21 protein-coding genes are annotated in these 20,864 nt (G+C 43.0%); 7 read left to right on the top strand and 14 right to left on the bottom strand.

Translation table 11 applies throughout. From position 1 onward, the window contains the following. Positions 1 to 40: 40 nt before the first annotated feature. From O1D97_RS10055 to O1D97_RS10035, 5 genes are all read right to left on the bottom strand, one after another. Entirely contained in the window at positions 41 to 952 is a 912-nt protein-coding gene (locus O1D97_RS10055; RefSeq protein ID WP_269125231.1) for a 5-dehydro-4-deoxyglucarate dehydratase, read from the bottom strand. A gap of 149 nt (positions 953 to 1,101) precedes the next feature. Further along, positions 1,102 to 1,899 (bottom strand): NAD-dependent epimerase/dehydratase family protein, encoded by a 798-nt coding sequence (locus tag O1D97_RS10050; RefSeq protein ID WP_269125229.1) that lies wholly within the window; start codon positions 1,897 to 1,899, stop codon positions 1,102 to 1,104. 39 nt (positions 1,900 to 1,938) lie between these two features. Then, entirely contained in the window at positions 1,939 to 3,222 is a 1,284-nt protein-coding gene (locus O1D97_RS10045; RefSeq protein ID WP_269125227.1) for a TRAP transporter large permease, read from the bottom strand. Between the two features lies 1 nt (position 3,223). After that, the gene (locus O1D97_RS10040; protein ID WP_269125226.1) at positions 3,224 to 3,775 is read right to left on the bottom strand and encodes a TRAP transporter small permease; all 552 of its coding nucleotides are present in this window, start codon (positions 3,773 to 3,775) and stop codon (positions 3,224 to 3,226) included. Between the two features lie 85 nt (positions 3,776 to 3,860). After that, a complete protein-coding gene (locus tag O1D97_RS10035) occupies positions 3,861 to 4,859 on the bottom strand; it encodes a TRAP transporter substrate-binding protein (RefSeq protein ID WP_269125224.1) in 999 nt (332 codons plus the stop codon). A 255-nt stretch (positions 4,860 to 5,114) separates the two neighbouring features. On the opposite strand from O1D97_RS10035, the gene O1D97_RS10030 reads away from it, so the two are divergent. From O1D97_RS10030 to O1D97_RS10020, 3 genes are all read left to right on the top strand, one after another. Further along, a complete protein-coding gene (locus O1D97_RS10030) occupies positions 5,115 to 5,840 on the top strand; it encodes a FadR/GntR family transcriptional regulator (RefSeq protein ID WP_269125222.1) in 726 nt (241 codons plus the stop codon). A gap of 82 nt (positions 5,841 to 5,922) precedes the next feature. Continuing rightward, positions 5,923 to 7,056 (top strand): mandelate racemase/muconate lactonizing enzyme family protein, encoded by a 1,134-nt coding sequence (locus O1D97_RS10025; RefSeq protein ID WP_269125221.1) that lies wholly within the window; start codon positions 5,923 to 5,925, stop codon positions 7,054 to 7,056. Positions 7,057 to 7,069: 13 nt separating this feature from the next. Continuing rightward, positions 7,070 to 7,921: an amidohydrolase family protein gene (locus tag O1D97_RS10020; RefSeq protein ID WP_269125219.1), complete on the top strand. Its 852-nt coding sequence runs from the start codon at positions 7,070 to 7,072 to the stop codon at positions 7,919 to 7,921. A 182-nt stretch (positions 7,922 to 8,103) separates the two neighbouring features. Here the strand turns inward: O1D97_RS10020 and O1D97_RS10015 are convergent, their stop codons facing one another. The 5 genes from O1D97_RS10015 to kduD form a co-directional block, all read right to left on the bottom strand. Continuing rightward, complete coding sequence (locus O1D97_RS10015) at positions 8,104 to 8,976, bottom strand: DMT family transporter (protein WP_269125217.1); 873 nt, start codon at positions 8,974 to 8,976, stop codon at positions 8,104 to 8,106. Between the two features lie 105 nt (positions 8,977 to 9,081). Beyond that, positions 9,082 to 9,717 (bottom strand): RpiB/LacA/LacB family sugar-phosphate isomerase, encoded by a 636-nt coding sequence (locus tag O1D97_RS10010; RefSeq protein WP_269125215.1) that lies wholly within the window; start codon positions 9,715 to 9,717, stop codon positions 9,082 to 9,084. Between the two features lie 68 nt (positions 9,718 to 9,785). Next, positions 9,786 to 10,106 carry a cupin domain-containing protein gene (locus tag O1D97_RS10005; RefSeq protein WP_269125213.1) on the bottom strand — a complete coding sequence of 107 codons (321 nt, stop codon included), beginning with the start codon at positions 10,104 to 10,106 and terminating at the stop codon, positions 9,786 to 9,788. A gap of 248 nt (positions 10,107 to 10,354) precedes the next feature. Beyond that, entirely contained in the window at positions 10,355 to 11,137 is a 783-nt protein-coding gene (gene kdgR / locus O1D97_RS10000; RefSeq protein WP_269125212.1) for a DNA-binding transcriptional regulator KdgR, read from the bottom strand. 198 nt (positions 11,138 to 11,335) lie between these two features. Beyond that, positions 11,336 to 12,094, bottom strand: coding sequence for a 2-dehydro-3-deoxy-D-gluconate 5-dehydrogenase KduD (kduD, locus tag O1D97_RS09995; RefSeq protein ID WP_269125210.1), 759 nt, complete (start codon positions 12,092 to 12,094; stop codon positions 11,336 to 11,338). Between the two features lie 595 nt (positions 12,095 to 12,689). Between kduD and O1D97_RS09990 the strand changes: the two genes are divergently transcribed. After that, positions 12,690 to 14,330 carry a sensor domain-containing diguanylate cyclase gene (locus O1D97_RS09990; RefSeq protein ID WP_269125208.1) on the top strand — a complete coding sequence of 547 codons (1,641 nt, stop codon included), beginning with the start codon at positions 12,690 to 12,692 and terminating at the stop codon, positions 14,328 to 14,330. Between the two features lie 266 nt (positions 14,331 to 14,596). Then, on the top strand, positions 14,597 to 15,790 hold the full coding sequence (locus O1D97_RS09985; protein ID WP_269125206.1) for a cation:proton antiporter: 1,194 nt from the start codon (positions 14,597 to 14,599) through the stop codon (positions 15,788 to 15,790). 82 nt (positions 15,791 to 15,872) lie between these two features. On the opposite strand, the gene O1D97_RS09980 is transcribed toward O1D97_RS09985, so the two are convergent. Next, complete coding sequence (locus O1D97_RS09980; protein ID WP_269125204.1) at positions 15,873 to 16,787, bottom strand: DMT family transporter; 915 nt, start codon at positions 16,785 to 16,787, stop codon at positions 15,873 to 15,875. A 122-nt stretch (positions 16,788 to 16,909) separates the two neighbouring features. Here O1D97_RS09980 and O1D97_RS09975 point away from each other — a divergent pair, with 122 nt between their 5' ends. Beyond that, positions 16,910 to 17,290 carry a winged helix-turn-helix transcriptional regulator gene (locus O1D97_RS09975; RefSeq protein WP_269125202.1) on the top strand — a complete coding sequence of 127 codons (381 nt, stop codon included), beginning with the start codon at positions 16,910 to 16,912 and terminating at the stop codon, positions 17,288 to 17,290. 81 nt (positions 17,291 to 17,371) lie between these two features. On the opposite strand, the gene O1D97_RS09970 is transcribed toward O1D97_RS09975, so the two are convergent. Continuing rightward, positions 17,372 to 17,821, bottom strand: a complete 450-nt coding sequence (locus tag O1D97_RS09970; RefSeq protein ID WP_269125200.1) for a DUF302 domain-containing protein — start codon at positions 17,819 to 17,821, stop codon at positions 17,372 to 17,374. Between the two features lie 166 nt (positions 17,822 to 17,987). Between O1D97_RS09970 and hutC the strand changes: the two genes are divergently transcribed. Then, positions 17,988 to 18,743, top strand: a complete 756-nt coding sequence (gene hutC, locus O1D97_RS09965) for a histidine utilization transcriptional repressor HutC (protein WP_269125198.1) — start codon at positions 17,988 to 17,990, stop codon at positions 18,741 to 18,743. Between the two features lie 8 nt (positions 18,744 to 18,751). Here hutC and O1D97_RS09960 read toward each other — a convergent pair whose 3' ends face one another. Further along, complete coding sequence (locus tag O1D97_RS09960; protein WP_269125196.1) at positions 18,752 to 19,351, bottom strand: HutD/Ves family protein; 600 nt, start codon at positions 19,349 to 19,351, stop codon at positions 18,752 to 18,754. Next, entirely contained in the window at positions 19,344 to 20,753 is a 1,410-nt protein-coding gene (locus O1D97_RS09955; protein ID WP_269125194.1) for a formimidoylglutamate deiminase, read from the bottom strand. The genes O1D97_RS09960 and O1D97_RS09955 overlap by 8 nt, the downstream gene beginning before the upstream one ends. Positions 20,754 to 20,864: the final 111 nt, after the last annotated feature.

Raw genomic sequence — 20,864 nt, 5'->3', positions numbered from 1 at the left:
ACGCCACAGAGAGCGGCGCTTTGACGTTTCTAGAAACGCTTTACTTATTCGCTGCGATCAAGGCTTTCAAACGCTCTTCTTGTTCTGCCGTCGGCATGGTTAATGGCGCTCTCACGTCTCCAGCAGAACGACCAACTGCTGTCGCACCCGCTTTAATCAAGCTCACCGCGTAACCTTTTTTCTCATCACGAAGGCGGCAGAATGGAATGAAGAAGTCTTTTATAATGGCGGTAACGGTCTCTTTTTCACCAGCTCGTAATGCCTTATAAAAACGGTTTGCCATATCTGGCATAAAGTTAAATACAGCTGAAGAGTAAGTGTTTACCCCTATTGAAATGTACGCTTCTGCAAAGATTTCTGCAGTAGGAACCCCACCAATATACACTAAGCGATCACCCACTGTTTTAACGATGTCATTCAGCGCGGCGATGTTACCTACACCGTCTTTTAAGGCAATCAAATTCGGATTTTGAGCCGCTAACTGCTTCACTCTTTCCGCCCTTAAAATGCCATTACCGCGGTTATAGTAGATAAACTGGATGGGGCTACTTTGCATAATTTGCGAAGCGTATTCCACTATGCCATCTTCTGGACATTCGGTTAGAAATGGAGGCATCAATAAAATACCATCACAACCCGCTTCTTCAGCCGCTTTAACAAAGGTTTTCGCCTCAGCGACACTGCGACCGGCACTGGCAATCACCGGCACTCGTCCAGCTACAGTGTCTACGGCAATTTTACAAATTTGCTTATATTCTTCTAGATCAAGTGAAAAGAACTCCCCTGTTCCACCGGCTACAAAAACCGATGACACATCGTGCTCAATAAACCATTCAATTCGTTGCTTGTAAGTATCCGCTTGGAATTTACCGTTTTCATCAAAATCCGTAATAGGGAATGAAAGCAAACCGTCGCTCAAAGACGATCGGATATTATCAATAGAAAGTGCCATAGGATGGTCCTCATTTTGTCAAAATACCCAAATTTGGGCAAAAGAAATCCCTACCCAAAAATTGAGTATGAATTTCAATGTTGTTCGTAAAAAATGGCCCGAGTCGAACTAGGACCTAGGAATTAATTCATCACTTAGATGATATGCCGTTACTTGTCTTCAAAATGGCCAGCTGTCGCGAAAACACCACCTTGAAATAACAGTAGAGGGTTGTCGTCATCCAAAAGGGGGTCGTTTGCTAACACCTCTTGCTCAAAGGTGGCCGACGATTCTTTTGGCTGCCAACCAACAAAGTTCGCATGGCGATTATCCCACCACGACCAAGGATTATTAGACGCACCGTAAATCACAGTGCAACCTAAACGATTAACCATGAACACTTTCTTAATCAAGTCCGCCATATCGCCTTCACTTAACCAAGTGGATAACATGCGCCGATCAATCGGCTTAGGTAAACAACTGCCGATTCTGACTAACGCGGACTCGACGCCAAACTTGTCAAAATAGTACTGCGCCATCAGCTCGCCAAAGCCTTTTGATACACCATATAAACTGTCTGGGCGCATTGGGCTTTTCGCATCTAAACGCTCTTCACGAGAATGGAAACCGACAACGTGATTCGAACTCGCAAAAAAGACACGCTTCACACCCATTTGACGAGCCGCTTCATAAATATGATAAGTGCCTTTAAGGTTGCCATTCAGGATGCTATCGAAGGTGCCTTCAACCGACTGCCCTCCTAAATGGATGATGCCGTCACAGCCACGTACAAGTTCTATAACGGAGTCCAAGTCCCCTAAATCACATGCGACAAATGATTCTCCTGCATTTACGTCGTCAACAGGGATCAAGTCTGACAATAAAAGCTCATCAGCCCAACCGGCTAACGCTTTTCGCATGGCCGTACCGAGTGTTCCAGCCGCGCCTGTTAATAAAACTCGTTTCATTCGTTTCCCCTTAACATTTTTATCGAGGTATCATACAGCTTAGCCGTTAATCCAATTAGGCAGAGCCATTGATACGGCAGGGACAAAAGTCACTAGCATCAAGGCGGCCAAAATCGCTAAATAAAACGGCCATATACTTTTCACCGCCTTTTGTATCGACACACCACCAATAGCACAACCAACAAATAAGCAGCCGCCAACAGGTGGGGTACATAATCCTAAGCCTAAGTTCATCATCAGCATTACACCAAAATGAATCGGATCCATACCAAGGCCAACCGCAACAGGTAAGAAAATCGGCGTACAAATTAAAATTAACGCGGCCATATCCATGATCATACCTAAAACCAGCAAGATCAGATTCATCATCAACAAGATCACGATCGGATTATCTGACATCGACGTTAGAGCAACCGCTAAAACTTTGGGCACTTCATATAGCGCTAACATATAGCCAAAAGCCGAAGCGCACCCCACAAGTATCATGACTAGACCCGTCGTTTTGACAGAACGAATCACCGCGATCCAAAAATCTCTTAAACTTAAAGATCGATACACTAATCCAGTAATAAAAATAGCGTAGATCGCTCCAATGGCGCCGGACTCGGTAACAGTAAAGACGCCAGATAAGGCTCCACCAACAACAATAATAGCCGTCACTAAACCTGGAAATGACGCTAAGAAAGCAAAGAAAATCACCTTAAAACCGGCAAACTCTTCTGTTGGAAAATTTTTGCGAATCGCAATCCAGCGCGCAACCACCCCCAACAAGAGACACATCAAAATACCAGGAACAACACCCGCCATAAACAAGCTAGCAACAGACATACCTCCGCCAGCGGCCACTACATACAAAATCATATTATGGCTAGGTGGAATCATAATGCCGGCTATCGATGACGTTACCGTGATATTCACCGCATAATCGTCATCGTATCCTTTCTCTTTCATGACAGGGATCAGTAATGAACCAAGAGCAGAAACATCGGCGACGGCGGACCCTGAAATGCCTCCAAACAACATGCTAGAGAACACATTTACCTGACCTAAACCACCACGCATCCAACCTACAGCCGAAGAGGCAAGACGAATTAAGCGAGCGGCAATCCCGCCATGCAACATCAGCTCCCCAGCAAAAATAAAGAATGGAATGGCCAATAAAGAAAAAGTAGACGTACCTGCTACAATACGTTGGAAGCCAATCATTAAAGGCATGCCTTCAAACCAAAAAGCAGAAATCGCGGCCATACCCAGAGCAAAAGCGACAGGGACACCTACAAACGTCAACAGAGCAAATAACCCAAGTAAAATGGCTAATCCCATATCATTGGTCCCCTTTTACATCAGAAGAAATCGAATCAGCCGATACGGATTCATAGATAAACAACGCCATTATGTCAGTGACAATTCGATAACCTGAAAACAGACACATCAGCACACCCGAAGCCACAACAGGGAAATAGCGAATGCCATCGGATATACCTAATAGAGATATCACCCGAAACCAGGCAAAATCGACTAATTCCATACCATAAATTGCCATGGTCAAACCAAATGCAAAAAGCGTCATATCAATAATAATGTTAATACATTGACTCGCTCGCTTCGGCACACACAGCGATAATATATCCACACTTAAATGGCTACGTTCATGAATCCCTACGGCCGCCGCTAAAAACGTAATATTGGTCACTAAAAGCAATGCCATTTGCTCTACCCAAGTTGGTGTATCGTTCAGTACGTAACGGCCAAACACTAACCAACCAAAACTCGCCACAAGAACGACCATAAAAACCCCAGATAGAGCCGTTGTAGCATACGCCAGCACATCCAGAAATTTCTTTACAGCCATTTGTTTAGAAGAGGAAGAATCCATCAAGCTACCCATTATTTAACAGTTGTCGAAGAGTGTTTACCTAACGACCCTAGCCAAGTAAACACTACCTAAAATACAGGGAAAACTACTGAGTATTCTGGATTTGATCGATAAAGGTTTTAAGAGATGGATTGTCTTTCACCGCTTTTTCATATACAGGTTTCATCGCGTTTTGGAAAGCCGACTTGTCTTTGATTTCATTAAACTTGACGCCAGAAGCCAGCACTTTTTTACGGCTCTCAGTATCACGCTCAGCCCACAATTTGCGCTGTAATGTTGAGCTATCACGAGCGGCTTTTTTAACGGCCTTTTGATCGTTTTCAGACAAATCATTCCACGCTTTCACACTGACACATAAACACTCAGGTAAAATCAAATGCTCAGTCAAAGAATAATAAGACGCCACTTCGAAATGGTTGCTGGAATCATACGATGGCCAATTGTTTTCCGCACCATCAACAACACCGGTTTTCAACGACTGGTAGACTTCAGAATACGCCATCGGTGTTGCATTGCCTCCAAGCGCTTCTACCATACCAACGTAAAGCTCATTATTCATCACACGAAATTTTTCGCCCTTCATATCCGCAGGCGTTTGAATGGGTTTAGAGGTATTGTAAAAAGAACGAGCACCACCATCATACCAAGCCAGGGAAATAATGCCTTTTTCCGCCATCGCATCACTTAATTGATCGCCAACCGTGCCATCCATCACACGATGCATATGGTCGAGGTTTTTAAAAATAAAAGGCAGAGACACAACGTTGACTTCGGGTACCGCTTCACCCATTGGGCCCAAATTGAATCCAGCAAATTGAATCCCACCCACCTGCAGCATTTGAATCGCATCCGATTGACTGCCAAGCACAGCACCGTTATAAACTCGTCCGCTCACACGGCCATCTGTTATCTTATCCACTTCTTTAACAAACGACTCCATCGCCACAGTAACGGGGTAACCTGTGTTATGTATATTCCAGCCTTTCCAATCAGCCTGAGCCGTAGAGGCAAAGACAGCAGCGGACACGGCAGTGGCAAGAGCGAGGGTTTTTCCAAGCTTTTTGGTAGAATTTTTTATTATCATTGTTATCTCTCCAGATTTTTATATTTTTGCTCGATTTTACATTAAGAAACAGCTTTTCAAAAAAATTGAACAGGCTTAACGTTTTTTATTTGTACCATACAACAAGACACAATGACAACAGTCATACTATGAATATCATAAAAAACATTATTTAGTTAGTAAAAACGCCTATTAATTAGAGGTCATAGTATGTGCTATATTAGCGGAAGAATGATCATTTCAGCACACAGAGTGTAAGGAAATAGGCCCAAAAACATGTCGGCACCGAAAAAAACGAAAACCAGCCTACCGCAGAAAACAGCAAAAAAACTGCGCGATCGGATTCACGATCAAGGCTTACAGCCAGGAGATAAACTCCCCACAGAACCTAATTTGATGGAGGAACTTTCTGTCAGCCGAACCGTATTACGAGAAGCCATTGCCACATTGAAGGCTGAGGGTTTAGTCGAAGCCAAACAAGGCATAGGGGTGTTTGTTTCAGAGCCAAAACAAGACATATTATCGTCTCTCAGAAAAAACACTCGAACCCTGACAGACACCATAGAATCTCTAGAGCTTAGAACCGCTGTAGAGCTAGAAGCCATAGCCCTTGCCGTTGCTCGCTGCTCACCTGCACAAGAGGCGGAAATATATCGCTGCTTCGACGCCTACGAGAAAAAAGTGCATAAGGGAGAAAACGCAGAACAAGAAGATTTTGAGTTTCACCTTGCCATTGCCAAAGCCACTAATAACCAACATTTTATTGATTTTTTAGAAGTGTTGGGGCGCCGCACTATTCCACGGGCAAGACTTAGAGAAGAAGCCGGGTTACCAAGAGACCCCGAAGTAGAAACGTCTCTCAACAATGAGCATAGAGCCATCTTAGACGCCATCGAAGCACGTGATACCAATGCGGCCCAACACGCGATAAGAGTGCATTTAAATAATGGCAGTGAACGCTATAGAAAATTGATGCGGGAAATAGAGCGCGGGAAGTCATAGTATGAATTTGTGGTTTTTATCCTACTACTTATGATATGTTCTTTTTAGTCACAATAATAAAAGCAAACAAAAGGTAGTCACGATGAAAATCACGCAAATCACAACACATCACCTATCCCACACTCTCGAAAAGCCATTTGAGTCAGCCTCAATGACATTTACTTCTCGAGAGCATCTCTTAGTTGAAATACATTGTGACAATGGCCTCATCGGCTGGGGTGAATGCCTAGGTAATCGTATTGTAAATGACGCTTTCATCAAGGCCATGACGCCCTTGTTAATAGGTAAAAATGCCCTCGATATCGAGCCCATTTGGCTAATGCTTTACCACACTTTTCGGGATCAAGGTCAACGAGGAGCCACCATCAACGCCATCAGTGGTATTGATATCGCGCTTTGGGATCTTGCTGGTAAATTCCACCAATGCCCAACGTATCAACTAATGGGCGGTGCCTTCCGTACCCGCATTCCTGCCTACGCGACTGGCGGTTTTCGAATGATCGGAGAAGACCGTATAGAAAGTCTGATAAACGAGGTCTCTGGTTATAAAAATCAAGGTTTCGAAGCGGTCAAAATCAAGATCGGTTTTGGTGTGGATCTAGACGTAGCATCCATCAAAGCCGTTCGCCAATCTCTAGGTCCTGATATTGAACTGATGATAGACGCCAATCATGGCTACGATCATATTGACGCCGCCAGAGTGGCCAATCAAGTTGGCGATTGCAATATTCTGTGGTTTGAAGAACCGGTCGTACCTGAAGCCCTTTCTAGCTATAACAAGTTACGTACCACGCAGCCAATCCCTCTAGCAGGAGGAGAAACCTGGCATTCCCGCTGGGGAATTAATGAAGCACTGAAGCAAAACACCGTAGATATTCTACAACCCGACGTCTGTGGTGTCGGTGGTTTAAGTGAGGCGAAGAAAATTCTGACCCTCTGCGACGTACACGGTGTTCGCTGTGTACCTCATGTTTGGGGCACCAGTATTGCACTCGCGGCCTCCTTACATTTTCACGCCATTATTCCACCTAGCCCGCCATCACCTGGTAGTGCATCTCCTCGCTTTGAGTTTGACCAAACTCATAACCCTTTCCGTTCCAGCATAGTAACAACGCCATTTACATTAGATCATGGGTATTTAAACGTACCGAATGGACACGGACTAGGCATTAACATCATCCGAGAAGAATTAGCTAAACACGCCCCTCAGCAATAGATTAGGAAAAAACATGGCTCGCATATTAACCGGAAAAGCACCACGTATTGCCTTACCGAAAGGCAGTGTGGATACTCATATTCATGTCTACGATGCAAAGCATCCTGCCTTACCTGGTGGACCTAACCTTCCAGCCGATGCCGCTAATATTATCGATTATCACCAAGTACAACAGTGGCTAGGCTTAGAAAAAGTGGTGATTACACAACCTAATGCCTATCAAACAGACAACACAGTGATGTTGGACGCTCTCAGTACATTAGGCGATCGGGGGCGTGGTGTCGTCGCCGTCACCACCAGTACCGATGAAGCCAGCCTGCAAGAATGGCATGAAAAAGGCGCTCGTGGCGCTCGCATTATGGAGCTCACGTTAGGCGCAGTACGAATTAAAGATCTATTGGAAGTTAATGCCAAAGTCCGATCTCTTAATTGGACTTGTATAGTGCAATTTAATGGTCGTGAAATGCTCGACCGCGCGCCCCTATTAAAACAAGTACAAGGTGACTATGTCATTGACCATCATGGTAAGTTTTTACCTCCTGTGTCACCGGATTCAAAAGCATTTTCACAATTACTCAAGCTGATAGATAAGGGTAATTGTTACTATAAAATAGCGGCCTGCTATGAGAGCTCTGTCACCGGAGGGCCGGATTACAGTGACCTTGCAGAATTATCCAAACGAGTCATTGAGCATGCCCCAGAGCGGGTCATTTGGGGAAGTAACTGGCCACATGTCTCAGGCTCTCCAGAAGCCGCACCCAATGATGTGGAATTGCTTGATACTGTCATGAGCTGGATGCCAGATGAAAAAATACGCCAGACTATCTTCGTCGACAACCCACATCATCTTTATTGGCGTAGCTAGTGGTTACTCATACGAATGAGAGAGAGAAAAGTCATCGTAGATAGAGGAAAGTACGGTAGAAGTGTATGGCACTATTGAAGAAAGTATAAAAAAACAGCGGTTCCGTCCTGATCATCTTGCATGATAAAGGACGCTCTCCGCTGATCACTACTAGGCTTTCATAGGTAATTTAATGAAGCGTCTCACTGACTTAAGCGCAAAATAAGAATACCCACTAAAGCAGCGGTAAGCCCCAAAATTTCTTGTCGACTAAAGGACTCTTTTAGAAAGATACGTGAATACAATAAAATGATTAAAATATTCATCGCGGTGACAGCCGAAACCAATCCCGCTGCGCCCAGAGCAAAGGCAGATAAGATAGCCATCATGCCAGCCACATTTGTTAAACCAACTGCTAATCCACAAACGAAGGTTCTCATCTCTGACCAGCGCGGATGGGTACCCTCATCATCATGAGAGACAACCTGACGATTTTTAAGCCAGCTAAATGCAAACAAGCCGCTGCCAAACCCAAACATCAATGTGAGCGTGGCAAACATATCCGCATCAAGACGAGTTGATTGTTTGCCTAATAAGTCATTGAACGCAAAAAACAGCGCGGCCAATAACCCCCATTGCGCCCCTTGTAGATTACGAAACGAAATATCATTGGAATAGCGAATAGTGTAAAGCCCAACAAAAATAACAATAAACCCAATTAATTGCTGAGTGGTTAAGGTCTCGTTCCAGAATAAAAAAGCCAGCAACACAACAAACAAGGGAGGTAGACCAGACAAGATGCTAATAAGAGAGGCTTTACCTACTGAAAAGCCCTTATGTAAAGCCGCATTGGCAGCGAAGGAACCAAAACCTAATGCGAGCCCGACGCAAATATCTGTCCAGGCGTACCATTGTTGCCCTAATACATACATAGCCAGAGCGCTGATAACAAAACCCACAAAAAAAACACCAAATAGCATTAAATTGCGATTGAGATTTTTTTGGGATGTCCATTGATACATGATCCCTCTCATTCCGAAAAATAGAGCAGCTAATAGAGCATAAATAATCCACATAATTGACTTCTTTTAATCATCCTTAGACCAGTCTGCTTTTGCGTTCGCAGACTGGCAAAACAAATAATGCCACACGAACGGTGGCACCACTTGATCCAATAACGCTTATAGTAACGAACGCACGTACGCTTCTATTTCAGGGCTCTGACTGTTGTCAAAAAAGCACTTCTGGAAGCGCTCGCCTGTCACGGCTGTTTTGACTAATTCTTGGTCAATGCCTTTCAGTGTATCGAGGTAATTGTCTTTTGTAATCGCGGCTTTCACTTGATTTAAAATATCGGCGTTACGCACTTGAGGTTCTTTACGCTCAGCGGGATAGCCTTCACCACGTGGACCGGTAAAGGCTTTTTCAAAAATGTAACGGGCATTTAATTCAGCTGCCCAGCCAAAACCTTTAGCAAAGGCCATAGCAATCGCATTGCCGTTATTGATTTGATTAAACAAAAAGGCGTCGGAAGGCTCAAGACAATAACCACATAAAACACCTGGATGGAGATTTAACGACATCATCGCGCCTTGGCCTGTGCCACAACCAGCCACAACAAAATCGACGGCTTTTGAATTCAACAGCAGACTGGCCATGATACCTAGGTGAATGTAGGTTAAATGGTGATCGTTATCGTCGCTCATCCCCACATTATAAACGTCATGTTTAAGAGGTACGGCAACGGCATTTAACTGCTCAAGAATCATGGCATTTTTGCTCGCCTGGCTGTTTTCCATCATTAGTGCAATTTTCATAATGCTCTCCAGAGTTTTATTATCGAAATTCAAGTAATTTTATTGGTGCTAAATAAAAGTTAGACGCATTATAAAAAGTCTTTGCGCACAGGAGTGAAGTTGTCTAGTAAGATACCTGGCTCTAAGCACACGCAGCCATGCATCACATTTGGCTCTTTGTATAGAGTATCCCCTGGGCCTACTATTTTGGTTTCATCACCAATGGTGAATTCGAATTTTCCAGATAACACATAGGTTAATTGTTCATGCGGATGATTATGCAACGGACCAATAGCGCCTTTTTCAAAGTGCACTTCCACGGCCATAATATTATCTGAGTACGCCATGATTTTACGTGATACACCACCACCCAGGTTTTCCAGAGGAACTTCGTTACTGTAGACAAACATAAGACAACTCTTTGCATTATTATTTTAGAGATTCACAGTATAGCAGTATTTAAAAACACCGTTCAATACTTTATGAAAAAGCGTTTCATTTATTTTATATGTAAAAAGAACCTCTTTTAGAGATAGCCATCTAGATGGCCACCCCACTTAAGAAGCGGCGGCTGCCAAGTACATTGAACACTCAAAGGAGACAAGAGAGGAAAAGCTAGGAGGGTAATCCTCCCAGCTTCATAAGAGAGGTGAACAAGCTATGAATTCATACAACCGAGTTTTCTGGATATCTTTCCGGCGGCATCCTGCAATAGAGCAACATAGTTTTCAAACTTTTCAGGAGTGTAACGTAGTGTCGGAAAAGACAAGCTGAGCCCAGCAATAACATTACCTAAGCGATCATAAATGGGTGCCGCAATACAACGAAGACCCTCTTCTTGCTCTTCGTTATCAACGCCGTAGCCCTTGGCTTTTACTTCGATTAACTCTGCTAAAAAAGAGTCTATAGAAAGATGTGTTTTGGCTGTTGAGGGCAAAAAATCCGTCTGCGCGAGCACTTCTCGTACATACTCTTCAGACCTTTCCGCCAACAATACCTTACCTATGGCCGTTGAATAGAGTGGATTGCGACCACCAATACGGGATTGCATACGTAAATTATATTGAGCGTCTACTTTAAAAATATAAACAATATTATCGCCATCACGAATTCCAAGATGAAGCGCTTCTTTTGTCTGTTCCCCTATCGTCGCCATGTAAGGCTCGGCTAAAGAAACTAAATCCACATGTTCCAGTGAATGAGAGCTCAGCTCAAACAATTTCAAGGTCAGGGAATAGCGATCGTCATCTCCTTCTTGACGGACAAACCCGAGCATTTTCATCGTTTGCAAAAAGCGATACACCGTACTCTTGGATGTCATGACAATTTGAGATAACTCGGTAACACCTAAAGATTTTTTCTCTGCCAATGCATTCAATATGGCAAACACTTTCATCACCGATGATACTGGCTCAATTTGTTGGTTATTTTCTTCATTCATAATAAGTTTCATTTTTTTTGAAATGTTATTTTGTAATTGTAGAATAATTTCTTAATGAGATACATCCCAACATCATAAAAGTCAGTCTGAGAGAAAGTAATAAACAAAGAGATAATGCGAGACCGCAGCCCTCACAAAAGAAGAAACCGTCGTTATATTAACGATCGCTCTTCATGTAGCGACAATATCTGGCTATTGCTACCGAGCTAGCCAACCGCCATCCACCGCAATAGTATACCCATTCACATAGCGAGACGCTTCACTGGCCAAAAACACAATCGGTCCAGCCATATCATCGGGCGTTCCCCAACGACCACAGGGTATACGACCCAGTATTTCATTAGAACGAACTTCATCTTCTCGTAACGCGGTAGTATTGTCTGTCGCCATATAACCTGGAGCAATGGCATTCACATTAATTCCCTTTTGGGCCCACTCATTTGCCAGTAGACGAGTCACTCCCATGACACCACTTTTGGATGCGGTGTAAGAAGGCACTCGAATACCGCCTTGATAAGACAACATAGAGGCGATGTTAATAATGTTACCCGCCGTGCCTTGAGCGATCACCTGTTTAGCAAAACCCTGAGACATAAAGAAAACCGCTTTAACATTGAGGTCCATCACATCGTCCCAATCCTTTTCTGTAAAATCAATCGAATCATTACGACGAATAATGCCAGCATTATTGACCAAGATATCCACTTTACCAAACGCCGCGACCGCCTCTTTAATAACGAGGTTTACACTTGCTATTTTGCTCATGTCCGCAATCACACTATGAAACTGGTATCCTCTTTTTTCCATCAGCTCCATGGTTTCTGCCGGCACTCTTCGATTCACTCCAACAACATTGGCGCCCGCCTTCGCAAGAGCTAATGCCATACCTTGACCTAGTCCGGTATTACACCCAGTCACAATGGCAACTTTATTGCTCAAATCAAACATATTTTGCATACATATCACTCACTTTAATGATTAAAAAAGCTGACGTCTTTCTTGTCATGATTCCTCCTATAGAAGACGCACTTTAAACGATCTCCTCCTTCATAACAATAATCAGACACGGTAAATCATTTTTTTTAGAACGATGTTTTATTTTTAATGATGAGACTATTAGGTTGTGATAGAAATAACTTCCAAAGCATTACCTTGCTTCATTCGTTATTAAAAACCCTCTTATAAAGCAGGTTTATAACGCTCTGATGCATAAAAGTCTGAAAACAGAGCAATTACATGCCAATCGACAAAAATGCCTTTAATTCTCCCATCTTGAAGCAAAAATGTATTAAAATAAGACAATATAATGAGTCTAGTTAGTGCAGCTTGTATTCAGACTGACTATGTTGAGTTGCCAAACATACAAAAAACAACAAATTAATACCTCCTTTAGCTTTATACTGACACCATATCTTTAAAGCTAAACGCATCACGTAAAGTAACGCTTGCCGTCAGGTCTCTAGTAGAGGACGTTAGAAACATACTCATACAAGGCGATGCAACAGGCGCGACTTATTCCTATATTTTTGGCTATTATTTATTGAGGAGTGGCATGTTAAAAACAATAAAAACCAAGATCATCACCACATACTCTTTAGTGATAATCGCTTTTATTTCTACCCTACTGCTCACGACCTTTCTAAATGAGCGTAACCGTGTGCTGGAGTTGGAGCTAGTAAAATCCGCTGAAATATCAACCATGCATGCGGAAATACTGAGTCAAGAATTCAGTCAATACATTGCCATGTTAAAAATGCTTAGTGACAACCCTTTAATAAGACAAGGAAATAAGCAAAGCATTAATGCACAGTTAAATAGATTAATGGAGGTAGGAGATGGCGACTTTATCAATGCCATATATATAGATCAAAACCTCATCTTAACCGACTCAAAAGGCAATACTAACAAGGTCACCCATCCTTCCTTTATTCAAGGTGAACAGTGGGTAGGCAAAGAGCACAATATTACAGTCCCTGTATTAAGTAAGTTTGAAAAAGAACCCGTGATCATAGTCGCCGTCCCTATTTGGAATGATCAGAAAGCTTGGGCTGGCACCATCGCCGTGGCCGTTCCTCTGAACGTTCTCAATGAAAAACTCTCTGCTATTAAACTCACGAAAGGCAGTTATGCATGGCTCGCTGATTCCAATAGAACCGTTGTCTCCCATCCGAATAAGGACTTTATTATGACGGTGCAATTGTCCACAGAGAACAGCGAAAGCTATCCAGGTTTTGGGGACATAGTGAAACAAACCAAGGTACAGGATAATGGATATGGCCATTACGAAGATGCCAGTATCGATGAGTCAAAAATAGTGACCTTCTCTAAGATAAAAAACCTGCCAGATTGGACTTTATTCGTCACCACCAAAGAGTCTGAAATATTCCATAACATTTATGAAATATTATACAACGTGCTCATCACTGCACTGATATTAATGGTGGTTTTTTTATTATTAATCATCAAGTTATCAAACAAAATCACCTCGCCACTAAGACAGCTTACCAAGGAAGTAAAAGCCTTCGTTAAGAGTGATCACAATAACGTCAAAGTCATTGATTCTAAAGATGAAATAGGCCAACTTTCTAAGGCTTTCTACGATACGATTAAAACCATACAAACTCATACTACTTTTTTAGAGGAAATGGTGGATCAACGCACACAGGAAGTTTCCGAGAAGAACATCATACTCAAAGAGCAAAATAACAAGCTCGAAAAAATTGCCTCTCAAGACCCTCTCACCAAACTTTACAACCGCAGAGCATTCAACACCTTGGTCGACAAAGAAACCTCTCGCGCCAAGAAAAACAAACGCCCAGTCTCTCTCGTTGTGTTAGATATCGACCATTTCAAAGAAGTAAACGACCAGTTCGGGCACGAAATTGGCGATGATGTGTTGTGTAGCCTCGCAAATGAACTAACGAGTGATAATGATAATATTGTTTGCCGATGGGGTGGTGAAGAATTTGTCATCCTAATTCCTGACGTCGAACCCGATACGGCTTACAGTTATATGGAAACATTACGCCAACAAATATCGAAAACAGAATTTCCTCCTATCAAACGCCTAACCTTTAGTGCAGGCATAGCCACAATTAGGCTCAATGAATCCTTTAAAAAATGCTTCCAACGAGCCGATAAAGCCATGTACGAAGCAAAAGCCGCTGGCCGCAATCAAGTGATTTGGGGGTAAGAGAGAATATCATTCAACCCTTATAGTAAGTCATCCATCGAAAGACCTACTTTTCATTAGATACAATGGCTTCCATGAGTTTCGTACCACCGAAAAAATCAGTGCAAGCGTTCAGCCGTTGACCTATTGGTTACATGGCATCTCTGTTACGAGATCTAAAATCACACAGTCAACAAACAACCGAAGCATCCTTTACTGTATTCTGTTTTAATACTCTCCTTCAATTTGACTCAGTAAAACACATACTATTTAGGGAGAAGGTAAAGATGTTATACGCGGTATTGGCCGTTGTTAGTGGATTGTTTTTAATCTATTCCATTTCGATTCGACCTTTGTCTAGAAAAGACATCAGCGGGCCGATGTTTTTTGTGCTCGGCGGAGTCTTGATTGCGTATTTTGTCCCTAATGAAGGGGCTAATTTGGCGGGTGGATTGGATTATGCTTTGCCTTTAATCGAGATGACTTTGAGCGTCTTTTTGTTTACCGATGCGGCGAAGGCGAAACTGAGCGTCCTTAAGCACAGTATTCAATATCCGAGCTTATTACTCTTTGTTGCTTTACCACTCACCCTGTTATTAGGCATAGGCACCGCCTTACTCTTATTTGTTGATTTGACCTTAATTCAAGCGGCGCTCATCGCCATTATTCTGACTCCGACAGATGCGGCATTAAGCAAAGGTCTGCTAGAAAACATGTCCGTGCCAGCCAAAATTCGTGAAGGCATTAATACCGAAAGCGGGCTAAACGATGGCTTATGTGTACCGCTTTTCCTAATTTTTATTCTGCTCGCCAACCATCCAGACACGACGCTAAGCTCTTTAGAAATCGCTACCATTTTTGCCAGAGAGTTAGGGGGCGCCGTCATTATTGCCCTAATCAGCACCTTTGCTTTTATTGCACTTTTGCGCTTCGCTATGACCCATCGCTATTTTGCGAATCATTCTAGCCCTTACCTTTTACTAGGCTTTGCGGTCTTGGTCTTTTCATTAGCTCAAACGTTGCATAGTAGCGGTTTTATCGCCGCTTTTGTTGCTGGCTTATTGTTTGATAAATTTGCACCCAAGCACATGAGTAAGCCCTTGATCGAAGACAGTGAGCATATCGCGAACTTTATTTCTTTACTCATCTGGTGCTTATTTGGTTTTGTGGTTGCTTACCTTGTTATTCCAGAAATCAATCTGACCATTGTGCTTTATGCATTATTAAGCACGACCTTAATTCGCATCATTCCGGTTATGCTTTCTTTAAGTTTTACGGCTTTAGACCTAAAAGAAAGGTTCACATTTGCTTGGTTTGGACCACGGGGACTGGCCTCTATCGTTTTTACTTTAATGGTGATTGATACTCAAATAGAAGGTAAATCGTTCATTGCGACCGTAGCAATGACAACGATTTTGTTCAGTGTCTTTATTCACGGGGTCAGTACAAAACCGATTGCGGACAGTTTTTCCGATAAATAAACAGAACGTTCACTCTTCAAACGATCCGTTTTATGCAATGTGCTGTTTCTATTAGTTGAATTAGGCTCGATTATCTAAACATTCACTGAGAAGCGTGCGCTTTCCCCGCTGAGGGTTTAGCGCCTGATAATACGAGATAAACCGCAAACACAATAACAGCTAAAGCAAGCAGATGTCGCAGGGTTAACATTTCATTAAGAAAGAAGAAACCAATTAAACTCCCCATAACAGGTACGGCAAAATTAATTTGTGACATGCGGGTAGCACCAATTCGAGGTACCAGATAAAAATAGATCAGATTGGCGCAACCAGTGGAAAACACACCTAAATACACAACGGCACCAATGGACATCATAGTAGGCTCAATAATAAATTCATGTTTCCCCATGAAAAAAGTGACAAGAAGAATGGAGAACGCACCAACCAAGGTAGAACCAGACGCCATTTCTAATGCCGGACGCCTAACACAACACTTCACATAAACCGTGTTCGCGGCGTAGCAAAGTGCCGCACAGATAATCGATAGTTGGCCAATAAAGTCATCTCCTAAAGAGTGTAATGCACTTGGGCCGACCAAAATCACCACTCCCATCACGGCAAACACCAGCCCAGTTACGACTCGTTTGGTTAACTTTTCATCTGGCAATACCGTCGCCGCTAATACAACCGTGGCAACAGGAGCAACCCCCATTAAAATAGACGCTAAGGCGCTGTCTACAGATTGCTCGCCATAAGTAATCATGACAAAAGGAATCGTACTTCCTAACAATCCAGCTATGGTATAAGAAAGCCATACTTTTGCATTAGAAGAGAGCCTTTGCCCAGCCCATATCAAGACACAAAAAATCAACACGGCGCCAATCAACATTCTGCCAGCCACAATCACAACGGGGTCTAAACTGGCCACACCAAGTTTAATCATCGCGAAGGAAGAACCCCACATAGAGGCCAGTATCACCCACAGTAAGACGTTGATTAGTGATGATTTGTTTGACATAGTAGTCCTTTAGAGCGCTATTAAATTAGTAGCATACATATTGATCACTACTTTTGCTACTAATTTAGTAGCAAATTTTAGACTACCCTGCTTCAAAGAACGTACTTTCAAAAAGAGACATTATGGCCAATAGTCAGAACTCGAATACCATGAAAGAGAAAACGGCATTACCGACGGTGGGCAGTCCAGTTCGAGGCTCCGAAAGCGGTCAGCCTATCATGGTCTTATTTGATTTATTGGGGCGTCGCTGGGCTATGGGAATATTATGGGGCTTAAGTGGAAGCAATCGTACTTTTAGAGACCTGCAAACTCATTGCGGCTCGGCTTCCCCGAGTGTACTCAATACGCGGTTAAAGGAGTTAAGGGCCGCACATTTAATTGAAAAAGCCGCGGATGGCTATAGTCTAACCGAGGATGGTAGAGCCCTCTTTAAGCATTTAGAGCCTCTAGGGGATTGGGCTAAAGATTGGGCACCAACGCTTAGCAACAAAAGCGACCTTTAGCCGACTTTGTCAAAATCAAAGCCCTCACTACGGCAACCACCGCACTTATTGGGCTTTGATTACCCTCTAATCATGAAGGCGTTAAGAGGCAACCGCTTTCGTAATACCAGCTAATGCATTGCCGACCTTTTCAATAACCGCTTCACAGCCAACTAGATTGTGCTTTTGCTCTAAGTATTTTGGATCATTATAGGAAATCCAAACATTTTGGGCTTCATCTTCCCAAATTAATGCTTTTTGAGGCAATTCAATCGCAATACTCTGAGCACATTGCATCAAAGGACTACCGACTTTTGGATTACCAAATAAAACCAATTCCGTGTCTCTTAATTCAATACCCACATTTTTTGCCCCTTCAGAGTGCTTTATTCTATTAAACACCGTCATGCCTTTCTCTTTTAAGACACCTTCCATACGATCAGCCGTCTCTTTCACTGAGTGGTTACTTTGAACATTGATCATGCCATCTACCGCCAGAGCGGGTGCCGAAATAGACAGAGCAAGCAATGCCGCTGGTATGATTTTTTTCATAAATATCTCCTTGAATTGAATAGGGTAACGAACAAAAATAGGTTAACTCAATTGAGACACGCCATTCTTCATAGAGTTCATTATTCAAGGAAAATAGCCTAGCAGTTGTTTAAAAAACCTGACTCACTGTATAATTTCGCCACATCTTTTCATTAATGGTATGTCCGTGACCGATAAAAAAATCTCAATGCTGCACAATTTATTTAATGATTTGTCGAGCACACCACAACCTATCTACGCAAAGTTAAAGCAAGCCATTAGCCAAAAAATTGCTTCGGATGAATGGAAAGAAAATCAACGCGTGCCTTCTGAGTCTGAAATCGTCAAGACATTAGGCGTCAGTCGGATGACGGTAAATCGTGCGCTGCGAGAGCTAACAGCAGAAGGTTTACTGGTTCGACAACAGGGACTAGGAACATTCGTTGCTAAGAAAAAAGCACATTCAGCTTTGTTCGAGGTACACAATATTGCCGATGAAATTGCCGCTCGAGGGCATCAACATAAAGCGGAGTTGTTGATCATTGAATCCGGCCGAGCGACCGTAGAAGAAGCCATGATGCTGGGTATTCGAACCAGCCATACTATTTTTCGCTCTGTCGTCCTACATTTTGAAAATGACCTACCCATTCAAATAGAAGAACGTATCGTCAACGCCGTCTTGGCTCCGGAGTACAACCAACAAGATTTCACTCAGCATACGCCTTATGAATACCTAATGAGCGTTGCACCAATGACAGAAGGCGAACATCTAGTCGAAGCCGTTATGCCCTCTACACAGGAATGCGAACGGCTCCAAATTACAACACAAGAACCTTGCCTACAAATAAAGCGCCGTACTTGGTCTGGTGATGACATCGTCACCGCCGCTCGCTTAGTCTATCCAGGCTCTAGATTCCAACTTTTTGGGCACTTTGGGCGCTAACCGTCGTCTCACCGTGCCCTAATATCAATAAAAATACCGCTGCCGCACTCTATCGAAAGAATACCGCCTTGCTCGAATATCAAAAAGCTATTATCCAGCATCTCAATTTGATGCGTTTCTCCTTCAATAAGTAACGTGATATGGCTCATTTGATTGGCATAAAAAGCAGAGAGAAAAGAGTCTTCACTTAGCGTTATATCTACTGATTGATTATGGTTAAGAGCCATTACGTTAGCATGAGCATCTTCATGCCGAACCATTATATTTAGATCTTCAATAGGTCCATCTATTAAGCTTGCCCGAGTGAATGCGCCGCCATCGAAGCGAGCCATATCCAACGCATGAAGAAGCTGATTCTGCGTTTTCTCACCCTGGCTTTCATGAGTTAAATTCATGCCAGTATGGCTTAATAAAACCAAGGTGCGGTGCAGTCCAGTGAAATCGGAAAAAACCCCATTTTCTACGACGGCGGCTTGGCTGATTCGAAATCGTAAACCCGCTTCATCTCTAGCCGAGGCTATTTCTAAAGTCTCACCAAGGCCATTTTTCCATGGCATACGTAGATATTGAGGTTGATTTAGAATGCGGTATCCCGTGGAGCTACTCATCGTACATAACCTTTTTAATAACCTGTGTGAATGCTTGTCGGCTGCTCTCTTCTAAACGATGGCGGAAATTCGTAATGACGGGGGCTCCAGCTACAAACACATCTTTAACTAAGTTTTCATTACACGCAAATAACCAGCGATTCAGTACATCAGCCGTCTGACTGGCCGCGATAAAAGGATGGGAGTCATCCAACAACATAAAGTCGGCACGACAGCCTACTTTTAAACCAAGCGATACATCACAGGCTTGGTTGCCGCCTAAAAGGGCTTGCGTAAAGAGGTTATCCCCTATCCTATTTTGTTCTGGTCGGTGTAATCTATTTCGCTGTTGATCACGCAAACGCTGACCATACTCTAAAGTCCGTAACTCTTCTACAATAGATAAGCTCACATGACTGTCAGAACCAATACCCCAGCGACCATGAGCCTGTTCGAAATCTACAGCAGGAAAAATACCATCCCCTAAGTTCGCTTCCGTGGTTGGGCATAAACCAGCAATGGCTTGACTAGATGCAATCGTCGCGAGTTCCTGTGAATCTAGGTGAGTCGCGTGTATCAAGCACCAACGATCACTCAATCCGATTTCATTATGCAACCATTCCACCGGTCTTTGTCTACTCCAACTTAAGCAGTCTTGTACTTCTTTTTGCTGTTCAGCGATGTGAATATGCACGACTTTGTTTTGCTCAAGCACTTGCAAAACCGTCTCAATTTGCGGTTTAGTGACAGCTCTTAAAGAGTGGAAACAAATTCCCAGTTTGTGTTTGTTATCTTCATTCAAACGGCGAGAAGCAAACGCCGTTTTACATTCCTGTTGAAGCGCTAAATAGGAGTCTGTTGTATGAATAAAACGTGCTTGTCCTATATTCGGAGACTGACCCCCAAACCCTGAATAAGAGTACAACACGGGGAGTAGGGTTAACCCTATGCCAGATTGATTAGCAGCATCGAGTAAACGTAAAGACATTTCTGCTTTTTGCGTGTAAGGCTTTCCTTGCTGAGCATGATGCAAATAGTGAAACTCACCAACCTGAGTATAACCCGCTTTTAGCATATCAATGTAGAGTTGCGTCGCGATCACTTGCGCGTCTTCTGGGGAAAGCTTTTGCACAGTCTTATACATCAGATCACGCCAACTCCAAAAACTGTCGTTCGGATTCAAACTGACTTCGGCCGCTCCGGCCATAATTCGCTGAAATGCATGGGAGTGAACATTCGCCAGTGTTGGCAGCATAGGGCCATTTAAAATGGCCGTCGTTTCAGGAAGGTCATCAGAAACAGTGCAATTCGGCTGAATAGAGGTAAACGCGCCATTACGCACTTCAAACAACACATTATCTTCCCAACCAGTATCAAGCAAAGCCTGTTTCGCAAAATAAAAAGACGCGTTATATGAGCTCATCTATCCGTTCCAAAAGTCATAAAGAAGGCTTGAGTGTAATAGAATACACATTGTATATACAAGTCGATTTTACTACTTCAGTTTCATTTATTTCGCTTTATTTTTGGTGAT

This window comes from Marinomonas phaeophyticola, assembly GCF_026966905.1.
GTDB lineage: Bacteria > Pseudomonadota > Gammaproteobacteria > Pseudomonadales > Marinomonadaceae > Marinomonas > Marinomonas phaeophyticola.
Note: the sequence above shows the minus strand (reverse complement) of the source record. Positions and strands in the feature narration are given on the sequence as shown.

Coding starts and splice junctions, on each gene's coding strand:
- O1D97_RS09985 (WP_269125206.1), top strand. CDS start 14,597: ATGTTATACGCGGTATTGGCCGTTGTTAGTGGATTGTTTTTAATCTAT.
- O1D97_RS09955 (WP_269125194.1), bottom strand. CDS start 20,753: ATGAGCTCATATAACGCGTCTTTTTATTTTGCGAAACAGGCTTTGCTT.
- O1D97_RS10025 (WP_269125221.1), top strand. CDS start 5,923: ATGAAAATCACGCAAATCACAACACATCACCTATCCCACACTCTCGAA.
- O1D97_RS10010 (WP_269125215.1), bottom strand. CDS start 9,717: ATGAAAATTGCACTAATGATGGAAAACAGCCAGGCGAGCAAAAATGCC.
- O1D97_RS10055 (WP_269125231.1), bottom strand. CDS start 952: ATGGCACTTTCTATTGATAATATCCGATCGTCTTTGAGCGACGGTTTG.
- O1D97_RS09990 (WP_269125208.1), top strand. CDS start 12,690: ATGTTAAAAACAATAAAAACCAAGATCATCACCACATACTCTTTAGTG.
- O1D97_RS09960 (WP_269125196.1), bottom strand. CDS start 19,351: ATGAGTAGCTCCACGGGATACCGCATTCTAAATCAACCTCAATATCTA.
- O1D97_RS09975 (WP_269125202.1), top strand. CDS start 16,910: ATGGCCAATAGTCAGAACTCGAATACCATGAAAGAGAAAACGGCATTA.
- kdgR (WP_269125212.1), bottom strand. CDS start 11,137: ATGAATGAAGAAAATAACCAACAAATTGAGCCAGTATCATCGGTGATG.
- O1D97_RS09970 (WP_269125200.1), bottom strand. CDS start 17,821: ATGAAAAAAATCATACCAGCGGCATTGCTTGCTCTGTCTATTTCGGCA.
- O1D97_RS10020 (WP_269125219.1), top strand. CDS start 7,070: ATGGCTCGCATATTAACCGGAAAAGCACCACGTATTGCCTTACCGAAA.
- O1D97_RS10005 (WP_269125213.1), bottom strand. CDS start 10,106: ATGTTTGTCTACAGTAACGAAGTTCCTCTGGAAAACCTGGGTGGTGGT.
- O1D97_RS10045 (WP_269125227.1), bottom strand. CDS start 3,222: ATGGGATTAGCCATTTTACTTGGGTTATTTGCTCTGTTGACGTTTGTA.
- O1D97_RS10050 (WP_269125229.1), bottom strand. CDS start 1,899: ATGAAACGAGTTTTATTAACAGGCGCGGCTGGAACACTCGGTACGGCC.
- O1D97_RS10040 (WP_269125226.1), bottom strand. CDS start 3,775: ATGGATTCTTCCTCTTCTAAACAAATGGCTGTAAAGAAATTTCTGGAT.
- kduD (WP_269125210.1), bottom strand. CDS start 12,094: ATGCAAAATATGTTTGATTTGAGCAATAAAGTTGCCATTGTGACTGGG.
- O1D97_RS10030 (WP_269125222.1), top strand. CDS start 5,115: ATGTCGGCACCGAAAAAAACGAAAACCAGCCTACCGCAGAAAACAGCA.
- O1D97_RS10035 (WP_269125224.1), bottom strand. CDS start 4,859: ATGATAATAAAAAATTCTACCAAAAAGCTTGGAAAAACCCTCGCTCTT.
- O1D97_RS09980 (WP_269125204.1), bottom strand. CDS start 16,787: ATGTCAAACAAATCATCACTAATCAACGTCTTACTGTGGGTGATACTG.
- O1D97_RS10015 (WP_269125217.1), bottom strand. CDS start 8,976: ATGTGGATTATTTATGCTCTATTAGCTGCTCTATTTTTCGGAATGAGA.